The organism is Streptomyces sp. NPDC050619, assembly GCF_040654815.1.
GTDB lineage: Bacteria > Actinomycetota > Actinomycetes > Streptomycetales > Streptomycetaceae > Streptomyces.
In genome coordinates, this window is sequence record NZ_JBFAIR010000015.1 from 163,292 (window position 1) to 181,241 (window position 17,950).

Sequence of the window (17,950 nt, forward strand, 5' to 3'; positions counted from 1 at the left end):
TACGGCAGCGGTACGCCGTGTCCGTGTGGCGACACGGTCGCGCGGTGCGGCACCGGGGCGCTCAGATCCGGGTCAGGGCCCAGAAACCCACGGCGTAGCAGGCCAGCGCCAGAAGCAGGATCGGGATCGCCGCCTTGGCGGGCGGGCCGGAACGACGGCGTGCGCGGCGGTCGGCGCGGTGGCGCGGCTGCGAAATCGCCTGAGCCGTTTGCGGGACCTGCGGGACCTGCGGGAGCTGCGGAACCTGAGCGGTGTACGACGCAGTAGAGGTTTCACGGTGCTGGTGCGGCGCCGTTGGCGGGGTGTGAGTGGGGTACCGAGGTGCGGTCGGTCGAGGGGAGGACAGCACATGCGTGGGGTCATGCGGGGAGACGTGGGGGGGCTGGTGGGGTGGTCCCTGGTATGGCTGTGCCGTGGGTTGTGGATGTTGATGTTGGGGCTGTGGGGCGGGTGTCTGGGGGGAGGAGGCGGTGGCCTGAGGCGGCGGCAGGTGAAAGCTGCCGGTGTCCGACATGGCGATCGGCTGCGCGGGAGCGGACGACTCCGAGTGGACGGCTGGGCGGGCCGGAACATCAGCGGAACGAGACGCCGCCGCACTGTTCGACTCCGGCAGCGAGCCGGTGCGGTGGCGCGGATCGGCGGGGGCGGGTACGAACCCTGCACCTGAGCGGGATGGTCCGGTGCCGCTCGCCGCGGACGATCCGGAGCCGCCAGCGCCCGACGATCCGGAGCCGTCTGCCCCGGACGATCCGGTGCCGCCTAGCCCGGGGGATCTGAAGCCGTCTGCTGTCGATGGTCCGGTGCCGCCCACCCCGGAGGATCCGAAGCCGTCTGCCCTCGACGGTCCGGTGCCGTCGGTGCCGTCCCTGCCGGGCGTCCCCGAGCCGTCCCAGCCGGGCCACGCCGGCACGGAACCTGTGCCGGGGCCTTCGGCGGCGGCTCCGGGTCCCGTGTCTGGGCGGGCCGGTGCGGGGCCGGCGCCTGGGGGGTGAGCGGTCACGGGTCGCGTGCCTGCCTGAGCGGCTGCGGAGCCCATGGCGGGGCGAGCGGTCGAGGAGTCCGTTCCTGGGACTGCGGCGCCGGGTCCCGCGTCTGCCTGAGCGGCTGCGGGTCCCACCCCTGGGTGACCGGTCGCGGGTCCCGTACCGGGGACGCCAGCCGGGAAGCCCGTACCGGGGACGGCGGCCGGGAAGCCCGTGCCAGGGACGGCGGCTGGGATCCCCGTACCGGGGTCAGCGGCTGGGAACCCCGTACCGGGATAGCCGTTCGGCGCATCCGTACCCGGTTGGGCGGACACGGAGTTGGTCCCGTGGCCGGCGGTCACGCGGCTGCCTCCCGTTCGGGAGGCCCCCGATCCCGATCCCGGCCCCTGCTCCACTCCCTGTGCCTTTTTGAGCGGGCCCTCAGGAGCGAACCCTGGTGGCAGCGGGCCGAGTTGGTCGAAGATCTCGATCAGCTCGTCGTCGGGGCCGGGCTCCGGCAGGAGTTCCACGGCCGAGGCGAGCGCCTTGCGCGCCCCCGTGGCCGTGCGGAACCGCGCCTGTGGGTCCGGTTGCAGCATCGAGGCCACGACCTGCCACAGCGGTTCGGGAATGCCCTGAGGCGCACTCGGTGTCCCATGTGCCGCGAAGTACTGCACGAGCGCCTTGGCGTCCGGCTTGGCGCCCTCCAGCAAATACAGGGCGACCAGCCCCACGCCGAACAGGTCCGCGGGAAAGTCCGGCTCCGCGCCCAGCATCTGCTCCGGCGCGAGATAACCGGGCGTCCCGACCACGAGGTTGGTCTCCGTCAGGCGCGGCTCGCCCAGCCGCATGGCGATCCCGAAGTCCGACAGACGCAGCCGCGGACGAGCCGTGCCCGTGGCTTCCAGCAGAATGTTGGCCGGCTTGATGTCCCGGTGTACGACACCTTCCGCGTGCACCGCGGCGAGCCCCGCCAGGAGTTGGTCGAGCAGCGTACAGACGAAGGCCGGGGGCAGCGGGCCGTAGTCCCCGACCAGATGGGCCAGCGAGCCGCCCGCGACCAGGTCCATGGTGAACAGGACCTGGTCGTCGTCGGCGGCCCAGCTGGCGGGCGCGAGCACATGGGGATGGTCGATCCGCAGCGCCTGCTCGCGGACGAAACGCAGCAGCGCGTGCGCATCCCTCTGCTGAAGGACCTTGGCGGCCACATAACGGCGGCGGCGGTGGTCCCAGGCACGCCAGACGGCGCCGACCCCTCCGCGTCCGATCGGGTCGACCAGTTCGTACCGCCCGGCGAAGACCTCACCCATGGTTGTGCGTCGCTCCTCCCCCTTCGGTTGTCCCCCGGTTATCCCCCTTGCTTCCCCCTCGATGAGCGATACGACCCCTCTCGCGCCCTGGTTCGCTGAAAGACACACACCCACGTGTCCCTCCCGAAGAGGGGCGCGACCCCTCGCGCCCCTTCTCCGCCGTCGGACCGGGTCGCCGAACCCCCTTCGGCGACCGGGCCGGCGGATTCAGCTCTGGTGGGACTGGTAGTGCGCCACCGCGTCGGACGTGCGGCCGGCGCCGTACACCCGGAGGAACTCTGCCAGTTCCGGGTGGCTCGGGGCGAGGGTGTCCGCCGCGTCGATGATGTCTCCCGCGGCCGACACCGAGCGCAGCAGCGACTGGATCTCGCGGACCACCCGCTTGACCGTGGGCGCCCCCGAACTACTCGTCGTCTGCGTGGTGTTGCTGAGCACCGACCCCCCCTGCGACTTCTTGATCTCCTCCATGCGGTCGGTCGCCTCAGCCGCGCTGACGCTGCCGTCCGCGACCTGACCCGCCAGGTCCTGTAGCAACTGCACCCGCTGAACCACCGCGGGATTGCCGATCTTCGCCCGCTGACCGCTCATCAGCTGCGACAGCATCGGTGCGGACAGTCCCAGTACCCCCGCGAGACGAGCTTGGTTGAGTCCAAGATCGTCGATGAGCTTACGGAAGAGCGCCCCCAGCGGCTCCCCGTACCAGTTCCGCTGCAGTTCCCGCGCTCTTGCGGTCGCTTCCTGCTGTGCGGCGTCCATTGCGTCTCCCCATCGCTTCCCCAAAAAACTGTGGTTCGCTGTAGCGAACCACGCGGAGCATCTTACGGAGAGTGGTCGTTCGCGGGGACCCCCAATCTTTTTGCGGATTCCCGGGGGTGACCCGGTACTCTGGTCTGCGGCGCCCACCGGAACGCGGTTTTTCCGGGCGGACGACCATCTTCCGGGGCCTTAGCTCAGTTGGTAGAGCGCTGTCTTTGCATGGCAGATGTCAGGGGTTCGACTCCCCTAGGCTCCACACACACCAATGCCCTCCGGCTCGCGAGAACGCTGAGTCGGAGGGCATTCGTGCGTTGAGGGGACGCCGCGGCCGGTTGTTTCACGTGAAACCCGTGAAACCCTGTGCGGCGTCGCCGTCAGCGCTGTTCGTCGCGGTGCGTGGCCTCGTCCTCGGCCTGCTTGGCCTCCACCTCGGGGTCGAGCACGGACTGGCCGCTGCCGTCCACCGAGGTCAGCCCGCTCGATTCCGGGACCTCCGTCGCGGCGGGCGGCTCGACCAGCCAGTCGGGGTTGGCCTGCTTGTCCCACCATTTCCAGGCGGCGAAGGCGCCGCCGGCGAAGATGCCCACAGCCGTCAGTGCCTTGGCCAGCCGGCCGGCTCGCGCCCGCCGCTCGTGCCTGCGAGCCAGCTTCTGGATCTCCCTGGGCGAGACCTGGCCGCGCAGCGCGGCCAGCGCGGCGGCACTGCGTGCGGCCGCCTCTTCCCGAACGGGCCCGGCCGCGGCCACCGCCATCTCGATCCTCGGACGGGAATAGTCGGCGGCCTGACGGGCGGCCATGCGGGTACGTGCGGCCGCATGGTCGACCTTCGGCGGTACATGTGCGAGCGCTTGCGAGCGGGCCTGCTCCAGACGCGGCACGACATGAACGCCGTACTGGGCGCGAGCCTGTTCTGTGGCATGCGACACCTTCGGCGCAAGCCGTACGCGTGCCTCCTGTGCATAGTGCGCGGCCCTGTCCTTGGCGGTGTCGGCGTAAGGCGCCACCACTTCCGCGGCGTGCAGCACGCTGTCCTTCGCCGAGCCGGTCGCGGCGCGCACGCTGTCGATGCGGGTCACGGGTTCCTCCTCCTCGGTGGCGTACGGTATTTCGACTTTCCACCCTTTTACGGATCATGCCTGCCAGAGAGCTTCGGGGCATGTGAGGGCGGGCATCCGGGTCATCGGAGCTGACTCCGGACCATCTCCGATCAAGAACTGCTCCAGAACCGATCACGTGCATAGCGGATGAATACAGGGCAACAGGAGCTTGTCGTCGACAATGCCACGGATTGCCGCTCCGCGCCCCCGGCAGGAGCTGTCCGGCCGGATTTCTGCCGGCGAACCCACCGAAGCCGGGCACACGGGAGGGTGCCGGGCGACGCGCGAGGCGAACCATGCAAGGATCGGAAGGGCACAGGAAGACAACGGAAGGCGCATCGTGGCCGAGCAGCTCTACGCCACCCTGAAGACGAACCACGGCGACATCGAAGTCCGGCTCCTGCCGAACCACGCGCCCAAGACCGTCCGGAACTTCGTCGAGCTCGCCCAGGGGGAGCGGGAGTGGACCCACCCGGCCACCGGCGAGAAGTCCACCAAGAAGCTCTACGACGGCACGGTCTTCCACCGGGTGATCAGCGGCTTCATGATCCAGGGCGGTGACCCGCTGGGCACCGGCATCGGCGGCCCGGGCTACGAGTTCGAGGACGAGTTCCACCCCGACCTCGGCTTCAACAAGCCCTATCTGCTGGCCATGGCCAACGCCGGCCCCGGCACCAACGGCTCGCAGTTCTTCATCACCGTCTCCCCGACGGCCTGGCTGAACCGCAAGCACACCATCTTCGGCGAGGTCACCGAGCCGGCCAGTCAGAAGGTCGTGGACGCTATCGCCGCCGTCCCGACCACCAAGCCCAATGACCGCCCGGTCAACGACGTCGTCATCGAGTCGATCGTCGTCGAAACCCGCTAGGGCGAGACAGCCGGGTAACCGGGTAACCGCGCAATCGGGTAATCGGGCAACCGGCCAGGATCCGCCGGGCCGACCTCTCAAGCCTGCGCGAAGGGAACCAAACGCCCCGCTCATCCGTAAGGATGGGCGGGGCGGTGCATGTGCGTACGACGAATCAGGGGATCTCATGGACCAGGCGACAGGCAGTTCGCAGGACGCCCAGAGCCTGCCCGGCTGCTACCGGCACCCGGACCGCGAGACCGGCGTCCGCTGCACCCGCTGCGAGCGGCCGATCTGCCCCGAGTGCATGGTCAGCGCCTCCGTCGGCTTCCAGTGCCCCGAATGCGTCCGCAACGGCTCCGGCACGGGCCACGCCCCGACAGCCGCACAGCCCCGCACACTCGCCGGCGGCACCATCACCGCCGACCCCCGTCTGCTCACCAAGATCCTCATCGGGATCAACGTCGCCGTGTTCATCGCCGTCCACGTCCGGCCGGCACTGCTGAACGACCTGGTCCTCCTCGGCGCATGGCCGCCGGAGCCCTTCACACCCGACGAGGGCGTCGCGGGCGGTGAGTGGTACCGCCTGGTGACCTCGATGTTCACGCACAACGAGATCTGGCACATCGGGTTCAACATGCTGAGCCTGTGGTGGCTCGGCGGCCCCCTCGAAGCCGTCCTCGGCCGCTCCCGCTACCTCGCGCTCTACTTCGTCTCGGGCCTCGCCGGCAGCGCCCTGGCCTATCTGCTGGCCTCTCCGACCACGGCCACACTCGGCGCCTCCGGCGCCATCTTCGGCCTCTTCGGTGCCACCGCCGTTCTCATGCGCCGCCTCAATCAGGATCTGCGGCCGATCATCGCCCTGCTGGTGATCAACCTGATCTTCACCTTCAGCCCCGGGTTCAACATCTCCTGGCAGGCCCACATCGGCGGTCTCGTGGCCGGCGTCGTGACCGGCTACGCCATGGTCCACGCCCCGCGCGAGCGGCGCGCGCTGATCCAGTACGGCACCTGTGCGCTGGTCCTGGCCGTGGTCGTGCTCGTGACGTTGCTGAGAACGGCTCAGCTCACCTGAGCGGCGTCTTCTTACACGTGAGCAGCGTCTTCTTCCACCTGAGCACTGCCGTTGTCCACAGTCAGTGTCGGATCTTGTGCATAGTGTGCGGGAACAGCTGTGCCCCCTGTCGCTGACCTGTGTTTCCGCAGGTCAGGCAGGGGGCGAACGAGCTTTCGAGTGCCGGTCAGTCAGTCACACCGGCGTCAACGCTCGATGGGTTATCCACAGATCGTCTTTCTTTTCCCCACGTGTGGACAACGGCTGTGGATAACTCAGTGGATAGCCCTGGGGAGAGCTGTGTTCACTGGGTCGTGGCCGCTACTTCCACTGGGTGGAGACACCGAATCCGGCGGCGATGAAGCCGAAGCCCACCACGATGTTCCAGTTGTCCAGCTGGTCGATGGGCAGCGAACCGTCGGTCACATAGAAGACGACGATCCATGCGAGGCCGATGAGGAACATGGCCAGCATGACGGGCGCAACCCACGCGCGGCTGTTCAGCTTGATGGCGGTCGTCTGCTTCGCCGGCGGCGGCGTGTAGTCGGCCTTCTTGCGGATACGTGACTTCGGCACGAGGGTCTCTCCTGTCGATGCGCTGCGTGGCCGCGCAGGGAACTCTGGCTGGCTCCGGGGCAGCGTACAAGGGGACACTGAGCGCTCCCCCCGGCGTCCGTTAGCGTAGTGCTTCCGCGGCGCCGAAGGAGATAAGGGTACGTTGAGCAATTCTGCCGACTTCCCCGGGACGGGCACCAGCCCTGGACGCCGGCGGCGTTTCCGGCCGGTGCGGCTGCTCACGGCAGGTGTCTTCGCTCTCGCGGGACTCATCTTCTTCACCAGCTTCAACACGGCCAAGGGCACCAATATCCGCACGGACACCTCCTTGCTGAAGCTGTCGGACCTCATCCAGGAACGCAGCCGCAAGAACGGCGAGCTCGACGAGTCCAACGGCGCCCTGCGTCACGACATCGAGTCGCTCGCCGAACGGGACGACGGCAGCACCAAGGCCGAGGACGACAAGCTGGCCGCCCTGGAGAAGAACGCCGGCACGCAGAAGCTCACGGGCGAGGCCCTCACCGTCACGCTCGACGACGCCCCGCCGGACGCCACCGCCAAGCTTCCCGGCTATCCCGAGCCGCAGCCCGACTATCTGGTCATCCACCAGCAGGACCTCCAGGCGGTGGTGAACGCCCTGTGGCAGGGCGGGGCCGAGGGGATCAAGATCATGGACCAGCGGCTGATCTCCACCAGCGCCGTGCGCTGCGTGGGCAACACCCTGATCCTCCAGGGCCGTGTCTACTCACCGCCGTACAAGGTCACGGCGGTCGGCGACCCGGACAGACTGCGGAAGGCGCTCACCGCGTCGCCGACGATCCAGAACTACATGGTCTACGTGAATGTCTACGGACTCGGCTGGAAAGTCACCGAGCGCGGGGCCGTGACGCTGCCGGGTTACTCGGGCACAGTGGATCTGCACTACGCGAAGCCTGTGGAGTAGTCGGTCCCCTCTGGAGCCGCCGGTGCGTGTGATTGTCAGGAGCGTCAGCGAGCTGTGCATCACTGTGGGCGCCGTGATCGTGCTCTTCGTCGTCTATGTGCTGTTCTGGACCGGTGTGAAGGCCGACCGGGTCATGGACGACCAGATCGATCGCTTAGAGGAACAGTGGTCGACGGGAGCCACGCGGCCCACGACCGCGCCCGAGAGCCCCGCGGAACCGGCGTCGTACCGAAGCGGCAAGCCTTTCGCGATCATGTACATCCCGCGTCTTGGTTTCACGTGGAACAAGCCCGTCCTTGAAGGCACCGCCACCGGCACCCTGAAGAAGGGGCTCGGCCACTACGCGAACACCGCGGGGCTCGGTGAGAAGGGCAACTTCTCGGTCGCCGGCCACCGGCGGACGTACGGGGATCCCTTCAAGGACTTCCCCGAGCTGCGCCGTGGTGACGCGGTGGTGCTGACGGACGGGACGACCTGGTTCACGTATCGGATCGACAAAGGGCCATACAAAACCCTGCCCTCGGACATCGAGGTGATCGACCCTGTGCCACGTAAGTCGGGGTATACGCGCCCGGGCCGCTACCTCACACTGACCACGTGCGAACCGGAGTGGGGGCACAGCCATCGGCTGATCGTCTGGGCGCACCTGGACTCCACACAGCCTGTGGAGGCCGGGAAACCGGAGGCGCTGCGCCGTTAGTCTGTTGACGTACGGCGTGAGTCTGGTGCCGTGGCGCGACGGAAGGGACGGCATGTACGGCTGGATCTGGCGGCATCTGCCGGGGAACGCAGGGGTGAAGGCGTTGATCTCACTCGCGTTGGTCGTGGCCGTGGTCTACGTCCTCTTCCAGTACGTCTTTCCGTGGGCCGAACCGCTGCTTCCCTTCAACGATGTGACGGTGGACAACCAGTGAGTGCGCGGATTCTCGTCGTCGACAACTACGACAGCTTCGTCTTCAACCTGGTTCAGTACCTGTACCAGCTGGGCGCCGAGTGCGAGGTGCTGCGCAACGACGAGGTGTCGACGGCGCACGCCCAGGACGGCTTCGACGGTGTGCTGCTGTCGCCGGGCCCCGGTACGCCGGAGGAGGCCGGGATCTGCGTCGAGATGGTGCGTCACTGCGCCGCGACCCGGGTGCCCGTCTTCGGTGTCTGCCTGGGCATGCAGTCGATGCAGGTGGCGTACGGCGGTGTCGTGGACCGCGCCCCCGAGCTGCTGCACGGCAAGACGTCGCTGGTCGAGCATGAGGGCAAGGGTGTCTTCGGCGGGCTCCCCTCGCCCTTCACGGCGACCCGGTACCACTCGCTGGCCGCCGAGCCGGCGACGGTCCCAGCCGAGCTGGAAGTGACCGCGCGGACGCACGACGGCATCATCATGGGCCTGCGCCACCGTGAACTGCCCGTCGAGGGCGTGCAGTTCCACCCCGAGTCGGTACTGACCGAGCACGGGCACCGGATGCTGGCCAACTGGCTGGTGGAGTGCGGGGACCAGGGCGCGGTGGCGAGGTCGGCGGGGCTCGCCCCGGTGGTGGGCAGGGCCACGGCGTGACCGCGCTGCGCCCCGAGCGCGAGTCCGATGCCTCGTACGGGGAGCAGCCGTACGGGGCATCGGGGGCTCCCGGGGCTCCCGGTGGGTTCGGGGACTCGTATGCCGGTGGTGCGCCGTACGAAGCGTCGTATGAGCCGTATGAAGCGCAATACGAAGCGCCGTATGAACCGCCGTATGAACCGCTCGGCGGGGAGCCGTTCGATCCCCCCGCAGCGGCCTCCGTAACCCCCGCAGCACCTGTGACCCCCACAAACCCCACAAACCCCCCAACCCCCGCAGCGCCCGTCGCCCCGATCGACGAAGAGACAGTGGCCCTGCGGATACCCGAGCCGCCGGAGCGGATGGTCGGCGGCGAGTCCCTATCCGCTTCTGCGGCCTCATCGGCATCGTCCGCCACAGGAACCCCCACCGGTGGTCGTGCGGCCCGCAGGAAGGCCGCCAAGCGGCGTCATGGGCGTCATGGAGGCGCATCGGAGCCTGAGGCGTCGTTGGACGCGCTGGAATCGGCGGCGGAGGGCAAGCCGCTGTCCCGGGTCGAGGCGCGTCGGCAGGAGCGGGCGCGCAAGCCCGGCCCGGCGGTCGTCGCCAGCCGGGCGATCGGTGAGGTGTTCATCACCACCGGTGTGCTGATGCTGCTGTTCGTCACCTACCAGCTGTGGTGGACGAACGTCCGGGCGCACGCGCAGGCGGACAAGGAGACGAGCAGCCTCCAGGACGGCTGGGCGAGCGGCCAGCGCAATCCGGGCAGTTTCGAGCCGGGGCAGGGCTTCGCCATCCTGCACATCCCCAAGCTGGACGTGGTGGTGCCGATCGCCGAGGGCGTCAGCAACAAGAAGGTGCTCGACCGCGGCATGGTCGGGCACTACGGCGAGGGCGAGCTGAAGACGGCGATGCCCGACGCGAAGACCGGGAACTTCGGGCTGGCGGGTCACCGCAACACGCACGGTGAGCCGTTCCGGTACATCAACAAGCTCAAACCGGGCGACGCGATCGTCGTGGAGACGCAGGACGAGTACTTCGTCTACAAGATGGCGTCGGTGCTTCCGGTGACCTCGCCGAGCAACACGAGCGTGCTCAACCCCGTGCCGCCGGGGTCGGGATTCACCGAACCGGGCCGGTACATCACCCTCACCACCTGCACGCCGGAGTTCACCAGCAAGTACCGGTTGATCGTCTGGGGCAAGATGGTCGAGGAACGGCCGCGCAGCAAGGGCAAGCCGGATGCGCTCGTCGAGTAGGGGCAGATGAACGTGGCAGCGACCACCGGCGACACCGAGCACGAAGAGAACATCGGCGGGCCCGCGTCCGCGTCCCCGCCCCGCGCGAAACGGCGTCGCGGAGGCGGCCGTATCGCCATGGCGGTCAGTGTCTTCGGCGAACTCCTCATCACGGCGGGTCTGGTCCTCGGCCTGTTCGTCGTCTACTCGCTGTGGTGGACGAACGTCGTCGCCGACCGCAGGGCGGACCAGCAGGGTGACAAGGTCCGCGACACCTGGGCCAAGCAGGACCAGGACAAGGACAAGGACACGGGCCCGGGCGCGCTGGACACGAAGAGCGGCATCGGCTTCCTGCACGTGCCCGCGATGAAGAACGGCGAGGTCCTGGTCGAGAAGGGCACGTCGTCGAAGGTCCTGAACGACGGCGTGGCCGGCTACTACACCGACCCCGTCAAGTCCGCGCTCCCGACCAGCGGCAAGAACGGCAACTTCACGCTCGCCGCCCACCGCGACGGCCACGGAGCGAAGTTCCACAACATCGACAAGCTCAGGAAGGGCGACCCGATCGTCTTCGAGACGAAGGACAAGTGGTACGTCTACAAGGTGTACGCCATCCTTCCCGAGACCTCGAAGTACAACGTCAAGGTCCTGTCGGCGGTCCCCAAGGAGTCCGGCAAGAAGAAGGCCGGCAAGTACATCACGCTGACTACCTGCACGCCGGTGTACACGAGCCGGTATCGGTATGTGGTGTGGGGGGAGCTGGTGCGGGTGGACGGGGTGAACAGCGCTCGGACGCCGCCCAAGGAACTCCGGTGAGGTGACGCCGCAGGACCGAGGTCCCCCGGCACGGCGAAGGCCCGAAGCCCCAGTGTTCTTTGGGGCTTCGGGCCTTCGCCGTGCGACGCGCGGAGCGTAGGGAGCTCAGTCGTCCTATCCGCCGCCTCCGAAGAAGCCGCCGTTGTCGTTGCCGCCGTTGTTCCCGCCGTTGTTCCCGACGCCGACGGTCGTCAGTGTGACCGTCGTGTCACCGGGGTCGTCGACCTGGCTGTTGCCTTGCGGGTCCTGCTGCTGCACGAACGCCGCGTCGCTCTGATCGCTGCCGTCGGCGAACTGGATGTCGGTGAAGCCCGCCGCGTTGAGGGTCTGCTTGGCCTGACCCACGGTCTGCCCGACGACGCTCGGGACCGTCGTCTTCTCCGCGACCTTGCCGATCTGGATGTCCACCGGCGAGTTCTTGTCGACCTCGGAGCCCGCCGTCGGATTGGTCTGGATGACCTTGCCCACCTGGTTCTGGTCGCCGGTCTCCACCTCCGTGCAGTTGCCGACCAACTCGTTGGCCGTCATCTGCGCCTTGGCGTCGTCACAGGTCTGGCCGATGACGTCCGGAACGGTGGACTTCGCCTCCGCCTTGGCGATGGTCAGGGTGATCGTCGTTCCCTTCTCCACCTCCTCGCCCTTGATCGGATCCTGGTCCAGGACGGTGCCCGGATCGTCGTCAGGAACCTCTCGTGTCTCCGTCTTGACCTTGAACTGGTAGTCGTCGGCCTCCAGCTTCGACTTGGCCTCGTCGATGTTCAGGCCGATCACGCTGGGAACGGCCACCTTCGGCGCCCCGGTCGACACCACCAGGTTGACGGTGGACTCCTTCTTGACCTTGGCGGGCGGCTTCGGATCCTGATCGCAGATGTTGCCCTTGGCCTGGTCCTCGCAGGGCTTCTGCGTGATGACGACCTTCAGGTCCGAGTTGGTGGCCTGGGCCTTGGCATCGGTCTGGCTCTGGCCGATGAAGTTCGGCACGGGCACCGTGTCGTTGCTCACCCCGCTGCTCGCGAAGATCCACCGGCCGATCAGGACCGCGCCGACCAGCACCAGGACGCCCGCCACGACCAGCAATATCGTCGAGGTGTTCGACTTCTTCTGGCGGCGGCGGTCGCGGCGGTCGTCGTAGCCGTAGCCGCCGTCGTCCGGGTTCATGGGCGGGAGCATCGTGGTGGCGCCGGCGCCCGGGTCGGCGCGCAGGGCCGTGGTCGGCTGGTCGTCGGGGTAGCCGCCGTAGCCCACGGAGCCCATCGCGGCGGTGGCCGCGACCGGCTGGCCGTCGAGGCAGGCCTCGATGTCGACGCGCATCTCGTCGGCCGACTGGTAGCGGTAGTCCGGGTCCTTGGTGAGGGCCTTGAGGACGATCGCGTCCATCTCGGGCGTGATCTCGGGGTCGAAGACGCTGGGTGACTGCGGCTCCTCCCGGACGTGCTGGTACGCGACCGCGACCGGGGAGTCGCCCACGAAGGGCGGGCGGACCGTCAGGAGCTCGTAGAGCAGACAGCCCGTCGAGTACAGGTCGGATCTGGCGTCGACCTGCTCTCCTTTCGCCTGCTCGGGCGACAGGTACTGCGCGGTGCCGATGACCGCCGCCGTCTGCGTCATCGTCATGCCGGAGTCGCCCATGGCGCGGGCGATGCCGAAGTCCATCACCTTGACCTGGCCGTTGCGCGTCAGCATGACGTTCGCGGGCTTGATGTCGCGGTGGACGATGCCGTTGCGGTGGGCGTACTCCAGGCCCTGGAGGATGCCGATGGTCATCTCCATGGCGCGCTCCGGCAGCAGCTTGCGGCCGGAGTGGAGCAGTTCGCGCAGGGTGGAGCCGTCGACGTACTCCATGACGATGTACGGGATCGAGACCCCGTCGATGTAGTCCTCGCCCGTGTCGTAGACCGCAACGATCGCGGGATGGTTGAGCGAGGCGGCCGACTGGGCCTCCCGGCGGAACCGGGCCTGGAAGGACGGGTCGCGCGCGAGATCCGCGCGCAGCGTCTTCACCGCCACGGTGCGGCCGAGGCGGGTGTCGTGCGCGAGGTAGACCTCTGCCATCCCACCACGGCCGAGCACATGGCCCAGCTCGTACCGGCCGCCGAGGCGACGCGGCTCTTCCATAGCTTCCTACCAGCCCTCTCCGTCGGTCCCGCCCGCACGTTCGTGTGGGTCGGAGGCTGCCGTCCGGGCCTACCGTACCCGGCTCGCTTTGTATGACCTGGCCAAGCCCGTAACCCGATACAGGACCGGTATCGCAACGTGCGCTTATGTGAAGGCGACGTGACGGGGCTCTCACTTCTTGCTGTTGATGACCGCCTCCATCACGCTCTTGGCGATGGGCGCCGCGAGGCCACCGCCGGAGATGTCGTCGCGGACGGCGTTGTCGTCCTCGACCACCACGGCCACGGCGACCGGGGTGCTGCCGTCGCTGAGCTTGGCGTACGAGAGGAACCAGGCGTAGGGGTTCTTGCTGTTGTTCTCGCCGTGCTGGGCGGTACCGGTCTTGCCGCCCACGGTGACGCCGGGGATCTGCGCGTTCTTGCCGGTGCCGTCCTTGACGACGGTCTCCATCATCGACTGGAGGGTCTGGGCGTTCTTCGCCGTCAGCGGCTGGCTCATCTTGTCCGGCTCGGTCTTCTCGATGGTGTCGAGGTTCGGTGCCTGGAGTTGGTCGACCATGTACGGCTTCATCAGGGTGCCGTCGTTGGCGACGGCCGAGGCGACCATGGCCATCTGCAGCGGGCTGGCGGCGGTGTTGTACTGGCCGATCGAGGAGAGCGCGGTCTGCGAGTCGTTCATGCCCTCGGAGAAGACCGACGCGCTGGAGCGGACCGGCGTGAACTGCTCGGCGTCGAAGCCGAACTTCTTGGCCTCCGCGAGCATCTTGTCGTTGCCGAGGTCGGCGCCGACCTTGCCGAAGACCGTGTTGCAGGAGTACTGAAGCGCGACGCGCAGGGTCGCGTTCTTGCAGGGGATGTTGCCCTCGTTCTTCAGCGGGGTCGTGGTGCCCGGCATGATCCACGGCAGCGGCGAATTGGTCTTCACGTCCGCGCCGTCGTAGAGGTTGTTCTCCAGGGCGGCGGCCGCGGTGACGACCTTGAAGGTCGAGCCGGGCGGGTAGACCTCGCGCAGCGCCCGGTTGAGCATCGGGTCGTCGGGGTTTTCCTTCTTCTGAAGCTTCTTCCAGGCGTCCTCGTCGGAGGTGCCGCTGCCGGCGATCGTCGAGGGGTCGTACGACGGGAAGGAGGCCAGCGCCAGGATCTTGCCGGTGGACGGCTCGATGGCGGCGACGGCGCCCTTGCCGCGCGTCTTGAGGCCGTCGTACGCGGCCTTCTGCGCGGCGGCGTTGAGGGTGGTGACGACGTTGCCGCCCTCCTTCGCCTTGCCCGTGATCATGTCGAGGGTGTTGCGGAAGAAGAGCCGGTCGTCGGTGCCGGTGAGGATCTCGTCCTCGATGGACTCCAGCTGGTTGGCGCCGTAGGCCTGCGAGACGAAGCCGGTGACGGGCGCCCACATCGCGCCGTCCTTGTAGGTGCGCTTGTACTTGAAGTCGCCCGAGGTCGTCGTGTGCCCGGTGATGGGACTGCCGCCGACGATGATGTCGCCGCGGGGCGTGGCGTAGCGCGCGATGGAGACACGGCGGTTGTTGTCGTCGGTCCTGAGGCTGTCGGCCTGGACGTACTGGATCCAGTTGTCGCGGATGAGGAGGGTGAGGACCAGCAGTCCGCAGAAGATCGCGATCCGGCGCAGGGGCTTGTTCACGGGCGGACCACCTGGGTCATCTCGGCGTCGGGGCTGGGGGCGGGGGCGGGCGCCGGTCGGCGTGCGGTGTCGCTGATGCGGATCAGGATGCCGATGAGGGCCCAGTTGGCGATGACGGAGGAGCCTCCGTACGCCAGGAAGGGCATGGTCATGCCGGTCAGCGGGATGAGGCCCATGACGCCGCCTGCGACTACGAAGACCTGGAGGGCGAAGGCGCCGGAGAGGCCGACGGCGAGCAGCTTGCCGAAGGGGTCGCGGGCGGCGAGGGAGGTGCGCACGCCGCGCTCCACGATCAGGCCGTACAGCAGCAGGATCGCCATGACGCCGGCCAGGCCGAGTTCCTCGCCGAAGGTGGCGAGGATGAAGTCGGAGTTGGCGGCGAAGCCGATGAGGTCGGAGTTGCCCTGGCCGAGGCCGGTGCCGAGGGTTCCGCCGGAGCCGAAGGCCCACAGGGCCTGCATGGACTGCTCGGTGTGTCCGGCGACGCCCTGCCGGCTGAGCGTGAACTCGCGCATGGGGTCGAGCCAGGCCTCGACGCGCTGCTGCACATGCGTTTCGAAGGTGGCGACGCCGACGGCGCCGGCCGCGGACATCAGCAGACCGAAGACGATCCAGCTGGTGCGCTCGGTGGCGACGTACAGCATGATGATGAACATTCCGAAGAACAGCAGCGACGTACCGAGGTCGGTCTCGAAGACCAGGATCAGGATCGAGATCACCCAGACGACGACGATCGGTCCGAGGTCGCGGCCGCGCGGCAGGTAGAGGCCCATGAAGCGGCGGCTGGCGAGGGCCAGGGCGTCTCTCTTCACCATGAGATAGCCGGCGAAGAAGATCGCGAGAGCGATCTTCGCGAACTCTCCCGGCTGGATGGTGAATCCGGCGATCGAGATCCAGATCCTGGCGCCGAACACGTCCAGGCCGAGTCCCGGGACCAGCGGCAGAAGCAGCAGGATCAGCGCGCCGACCATGGAGATGTACGTGTAGCGCTGCAGGACGCGGTGGTCCTTGAGGAAGATCAGCACGACCGCGAACAGGGCGACGCCCAGCGCGGAGTACAGCAGTTGGCGGGGGGCCGCGTCGACGTAGTTGCTGACCCGCTCCTGAAGTCGCTTCGACTGGTCCAGCCGCCAGATGACCACCAGGCCGATGCCGTTGAGGAGCGTCGCCAGCGGCAGCAGCAGCGGGTCCGCGTAGGGCGCGAACTTCCGTACGACGAGATGGCCGACGCCCGCGAGCAGGCCGAGTCCGAGGCCGTAGCTCAGCAGACCGGCGGGCACCTGGTCGTTGATGGCCAGGCCCACGTTGGCGTAGGCGAACACCGGGATGAGTACGGCGAACACCAGCAGGGCGAGCTCGGTGTTGCGCCGGCTCGGGGTGCCGATCGAGCCGATCGTGGACGTGTGGTGCGTCGACTGGTTGGTTGTACTGCTCATCGTGTGACGGGGCCTCTCACGGCTTGCCTACTGCGTACCGCACTGCGAGACGACCTTCTGCTCTTCCTCCGAGAGAGTGGGGCCGGGGCTGGGAGTGGGTGCGGTCGTGGACGGGGACGGGGAGGTCGGCTGCGAGCCCGACGGGTTGGGTGTCGGTGTCGCTTTGGACGTGAGAGAGGTACGGGTGGTTCCCGTGGTGCCTCCGGCCTCGCCCTCGCCGGTCTTGGAGTTGGTCTCGCTCTCGGCCGCCTGCTGGGCGGCCCGCTTCTTGCACGCGGAGGCTTGCAGGGCCAGCTCGTCGATCTTCTTCTGGGCGTTCTTCAGACCGCCCTCGGCGATCGTGCCCTCGACGAGCTTCTGCTGGTACGGCGGCAGGTACTTGAGCGCGATCTCGGGGTGGTCCTTCGAGACGTCCGACAACGACACCCAGGCCAGGTCCTGGCTGATGCCCCGGTACAGCGCGACGTGTTCGCCGTTGGTGCCGACGTAGTACTGCGTCTGCGTCCAGCGGTAACCGCCGTACATGCCGCCGCCGACGACGGCGAGTGCGAGCACGACGTAGAAGGATCTCTTCAGCCACTTGCGCCCCTTGCGGGGTTTGACGAAGTCGTCGTCGCCGTAGTCGCCGAAGCCGGTGGTGGAGATGAAGCCGGTGGTGTCGCCGGAGCCGGGCGGGCCGAACTCGCCGCCTGAGCCGCCTTGTCCGGGCACCTGGCGGCCGAGCCCGGAGGCGCGGCCGGCCGGGGTCTGCATGATGCCGTTGTCGTGGAGCTGGTTCTGGTTCTCGGCGACGGCGCCGACCACGACCGGGGTGTCGGACAGCTGCCCGGCGAGGGTGTCCCCGGTGTCGAGGTCGAGGACGTCGGCGATGATGACCGTGATGTTGTCGGGGCCGCCGCCGCGCAGCGCGAGCTGGATGAGCTCCTGCACGGTCTCCTGGGGGCCCTGGTAGCTGGCGAGGGTGTCTTCGAGGGTCTGGTGGGACACGACCCCGGACAGCCCGTCGGAGCAGATCAAGTAGCGGTCGCCGGCGCGGACTTCGCGGATGGAGAGGTCGGGCTCGACGTGGTCGCCGCTGCCCAGCGCGCGCATCAGCAGGGAGCGCTGCGGGTGGGTGGTGGCTTCCTCTTCGGTGATGCGGCCCTCGTCGACCAGGCGCTGTACCCAGGTGTGGTCCTGGGTGATCTGGGTGAGGACGCCGTCGCGGAGCAGGTACGCGCGGGAGTCGCCGACGTGCACGAGACCGAGCCGCTGGCCGGTCCACAGCAGGGCGGTGAGCGTGGTGCCCATGCCCTCGAGCTCCGGGTCCTCGTCCACCATCGCGCGCAGCTGGTCGTTGGCGCGCTGCACGGCGGTGCCGAGCGAGGTGAGGATGTCGGAGCCGGGTACGTCGTCGTCGAGGGCGACGATGGTGGAGATGGCCTCGGAGGAGGCGACCTCGCCGGCCGCCGCGCCGCCCATGCCGTCGGCGATGGCGAGCAGGCGCGGACCGGCGTATCCGGAGTCCTCGTTGCCCTCCCGGATCATGCCTTTGTGCGATCCGGCGGCGAAGCGCAGTGACAGACTCATGCGCACCTCGCCCGTCGGCTCCGGGTACATCCGCACGGTGCCCACCCTCCGGTCGGGAGCGCGCCGGGGCCCGGGGTGCCGGG

General features: G+C 68.3%; 16 protein-coding genes and 1 tRNA gene. 9 read left to right on the forward strand and 8 right to left on the reverse strand.

What is annotated here, in order from left to right; all coding sequences use genetic code 11:
- Window positions 1-61: 61 nt before the first annotated feature.
- Both AB0I77_RS24945 and AB0I77_RS24950 read right to left on the reverse strand, forming a co-directional pair.
- Window positions 62-2,272 carry a protein kinase gene (locus AB0I77_RS24945; protein ID WP_363284877.1) on the reverse strand — a complete coding sequence of 737 codons (2,211 nt, stop codon included), beginning with the start codon at window positions 2,270-2,272 and terminating at the stop codon, window positions 62-64.
- Between the two features lie 207 nt (window positions 2,273-2,479).
- Complete coding sequence (locus AB0I77_RS24950; protein WP_363284878.1) at window positions 2,480-3,028, reverse strand: DNA-binding protein; 549 nt, start codon at window positions 3,026-3,028, stop codon at window positions 2,480-2,482.
- 183 nt (window positions 3,029-3,211) lie between these two features.
- On the opposite strand from AB0I77_RS24950, the gene AB0I77_RS24955 reads away from it, so the two are divergent.
- A tRNA-Ala gene (locus AB0I77_RS24955) sits at window positions 3,212-3,284 on the forward strand.
- A gap of 118 nt (window positions 3,285-3,402) precedes the next feature.
- On the opposite strand, the gene AB0I77_RS24960 is transcribed toward AB0I77_RS24955, so the two are convergent.
- Window positions 3,403-4,104, reverse strand: a complete 702-nt coding sequence (locus AB0I77_RS24960; RefSeq protein WP_363284879.1) for a DUF5324 family protein — start codon at window positions 4,102-4,104, stop codon at window positions 3,403-3,405.
- Window positions 4,105-4,465: 361 nt separating this feature from the next.
- Here AB0I77_RS24960 and AB0I77_RS24965 point away from each other — a divergent pair, with 361 nt between their 5' ends.
- Both AB0I77_RS24965 and AB0I77_RS24970 read left to right on the forward strand, forming a co-directional pair.
- Complete coding sequence (locus tag AB0I77_RS24965) at window positions 4,466-4,993, forward strand: peptidylprolyl isomerase (protein WP_363284880.1); 528 nt, start codon at window positions 4,466-4,468, stop codon at window positions 4,991-4,993.
- Window positions 4,994-5,159: 166 nt separating this feature from the next.
- Window positions 5,160-6,047, forward strand: a complete 888-nt coding sequence (locus AB0I77_RS24970; protein WP_363284881.1) for a rhomboid family intramembrane serine protease — start codon at window positions 5,160-5,162, stop codon at window positions 6,045-6,047.
- Between the two features lie 300 nt (window positions 6,048-6,347).
- On the opposite strand, the gene crgA is transcribed toward AB0I77_RS24970, so the two are convergent.
- Window positions 6,348-6,602 (reverse strand): cell division protein CrgA, encoded by a 255-nt coding sequence (gene crgA / locus AB0I77_RS24975; RefSeq protein WP_329411766.1) that lies wholly within the window; start codon window positions 6,600-6,602, stop codon window positions 6,348-6,350.
- 142 nt (window positions 6,603-6,744) lie between these two features.
- Between crgA and AB0I77_RS24980 the strand changes: the two genes are divergently transcribed.
- Genes AB0I77_RS24980 through AB0I77_RS25005 form a run of 6 tightly spaced genes read left to right on the forward strand, consistent with a single transcriptional unit; the run spans window position 6,745 to window position 11,106 of the window.
- Window positions 6,745-7,524 carry a DUF881 domain-containing protein gene (locus AB0I77_RS24980; RefSeq protein WP_363284882.1) on the forward strand — a complete coding sequence of 260 codons (780 nt, stop codon included), beginning with the start codon at window positions 6,745-6,747 and terminating at the stop codon, window positions 7,522-7,524.
- A gap of 22 nt (window positions 7,525-7,546) precedes the next feature.
- Window positions 7,547-8,224, forward strand: coding sequence for a class E sortase (locus tag AB0I77_RS24985; protein ID WP_363284883.1), 678 nt, complete (start codon window positions 7,547-7,549; stop codon window positions 8,222-8,224).
- A gap of 16 nt (window positions 8,225-8,240) precedes the next feature.
- Window positions 8,241-8,438, forward strand: coding sequence for a hypothetical protein (locus tag AB0I77_RS24990; protein ID WP_363284884.1), 198 nt, complete (start codon window positions 8,241-8,243; stop codon window positions 8,436-8,438).
- Complete coding sequence (locus tag AB0I77_RS24995; RefSeq protein ID WP_363284885.1) at window positions 8,435-9,073, forward strand: aminodeoxychorismate/anthranilate synthase component II; 639 nt, start codon at window positions 8,435-8,437, stop codon at window positions 9,071-9,073. The genes AB0I77_RS24990 and AB0I77_RS24995 overlap by 4 nt, the downstream gene beginning before the upstream one ends.
- The gene (locus AB0I77_RS25000) at window positions 9,070-10,311 is read left to right on the forward strand and encodes a class E sortase (protein ID WP_363284886.1); all 1,242 of its coding nucleotides are present in this window, start codon (window positions 9,070-9,072) and stop codon (window positions 10,309-10,311) included. Before AB0I77_RS24995 ends, AB0I77_RS25000 begins: the two co-directional genes overlap by 4 nt.
- A gap of 6 nt (window positions 10,312-10,317) precedes the next feature.
- A complete protein-coding gene (locus AB0I77_RS25005) occupies window positions 10,318-11,106 on the forward strand; it encodes a class E sortase (protein ID WP_363284887.1) in 789 nt (262 codons plus the stop codon).
- A gap of 114 nt (window positions 11,107-11,220) precedes the next feature.
- Here AB0I77_RS25005 and pknB read toward each other — a convergent pair whose 3' ends face one another.
- The 4 genes from pknB to AB0I77_RS25025 all read right to left on the reverse strand — a co-directional run bounded on the left by pknB (window position 11,221) and on the right by AB0I77_RS25025 (window position 17,897).
- Window positions 11,221-13,221, reverse strand: coding sequence for a Stk1 family PASTA domain-containing Ser/Thr kinase (pknB, locus tag AB0I77_RS25010; protein ID WP_363284888.1), 2,001 nt, complete (start codon window positions 13,219-13,221; stop codon window positions 11,221-11,223).
- A 171-nt stretch (window positions 13,222-13,392) separates the two neighbouring features.
- Window positions 13,393-14,862: a penicillin-binding transpeptidase domain-containing protein gene (locus AB0I77_RS25015; protein ID WP_363284889.1), complete on the reverse strand. Its 1,470-nt coding sequence runs from the start codon at window positions 14,860-14,862 to the stop codon at window positions 13,393-13,395.
- Window positions 14,859-16,298 (reverse strand): FtsW/RodA/SpoVE family cell cycle protein, encoded by a 1,440-nt coding sequence (locus AB0I77_RS25020; RefSeq protein ID WP_363284890.1) that lies wholly within the window; start codon window positions 16,296-16,298, stop codon window positions 14,859-14,861. Before AB0I77_RS25020 ends, AB0I77_RS25015 begins: the two co-directional genes overlap by 4 nt.
- Before the next feature lie 27 nt (window positions 16,299-16,325).
- Entirely contained in the window at window positions 16,326-17,897 is a 1,572-nt protein-coding gene (locus tag AB0I77_RS25025; protein ID WP_363284958.1) for a Stp1/IreP family PP2C-type Ser/Thr phosphatase, read from the reverse strand.
- Window positions 17,898-17,950 lie beyond the last annotated feature (53 nt).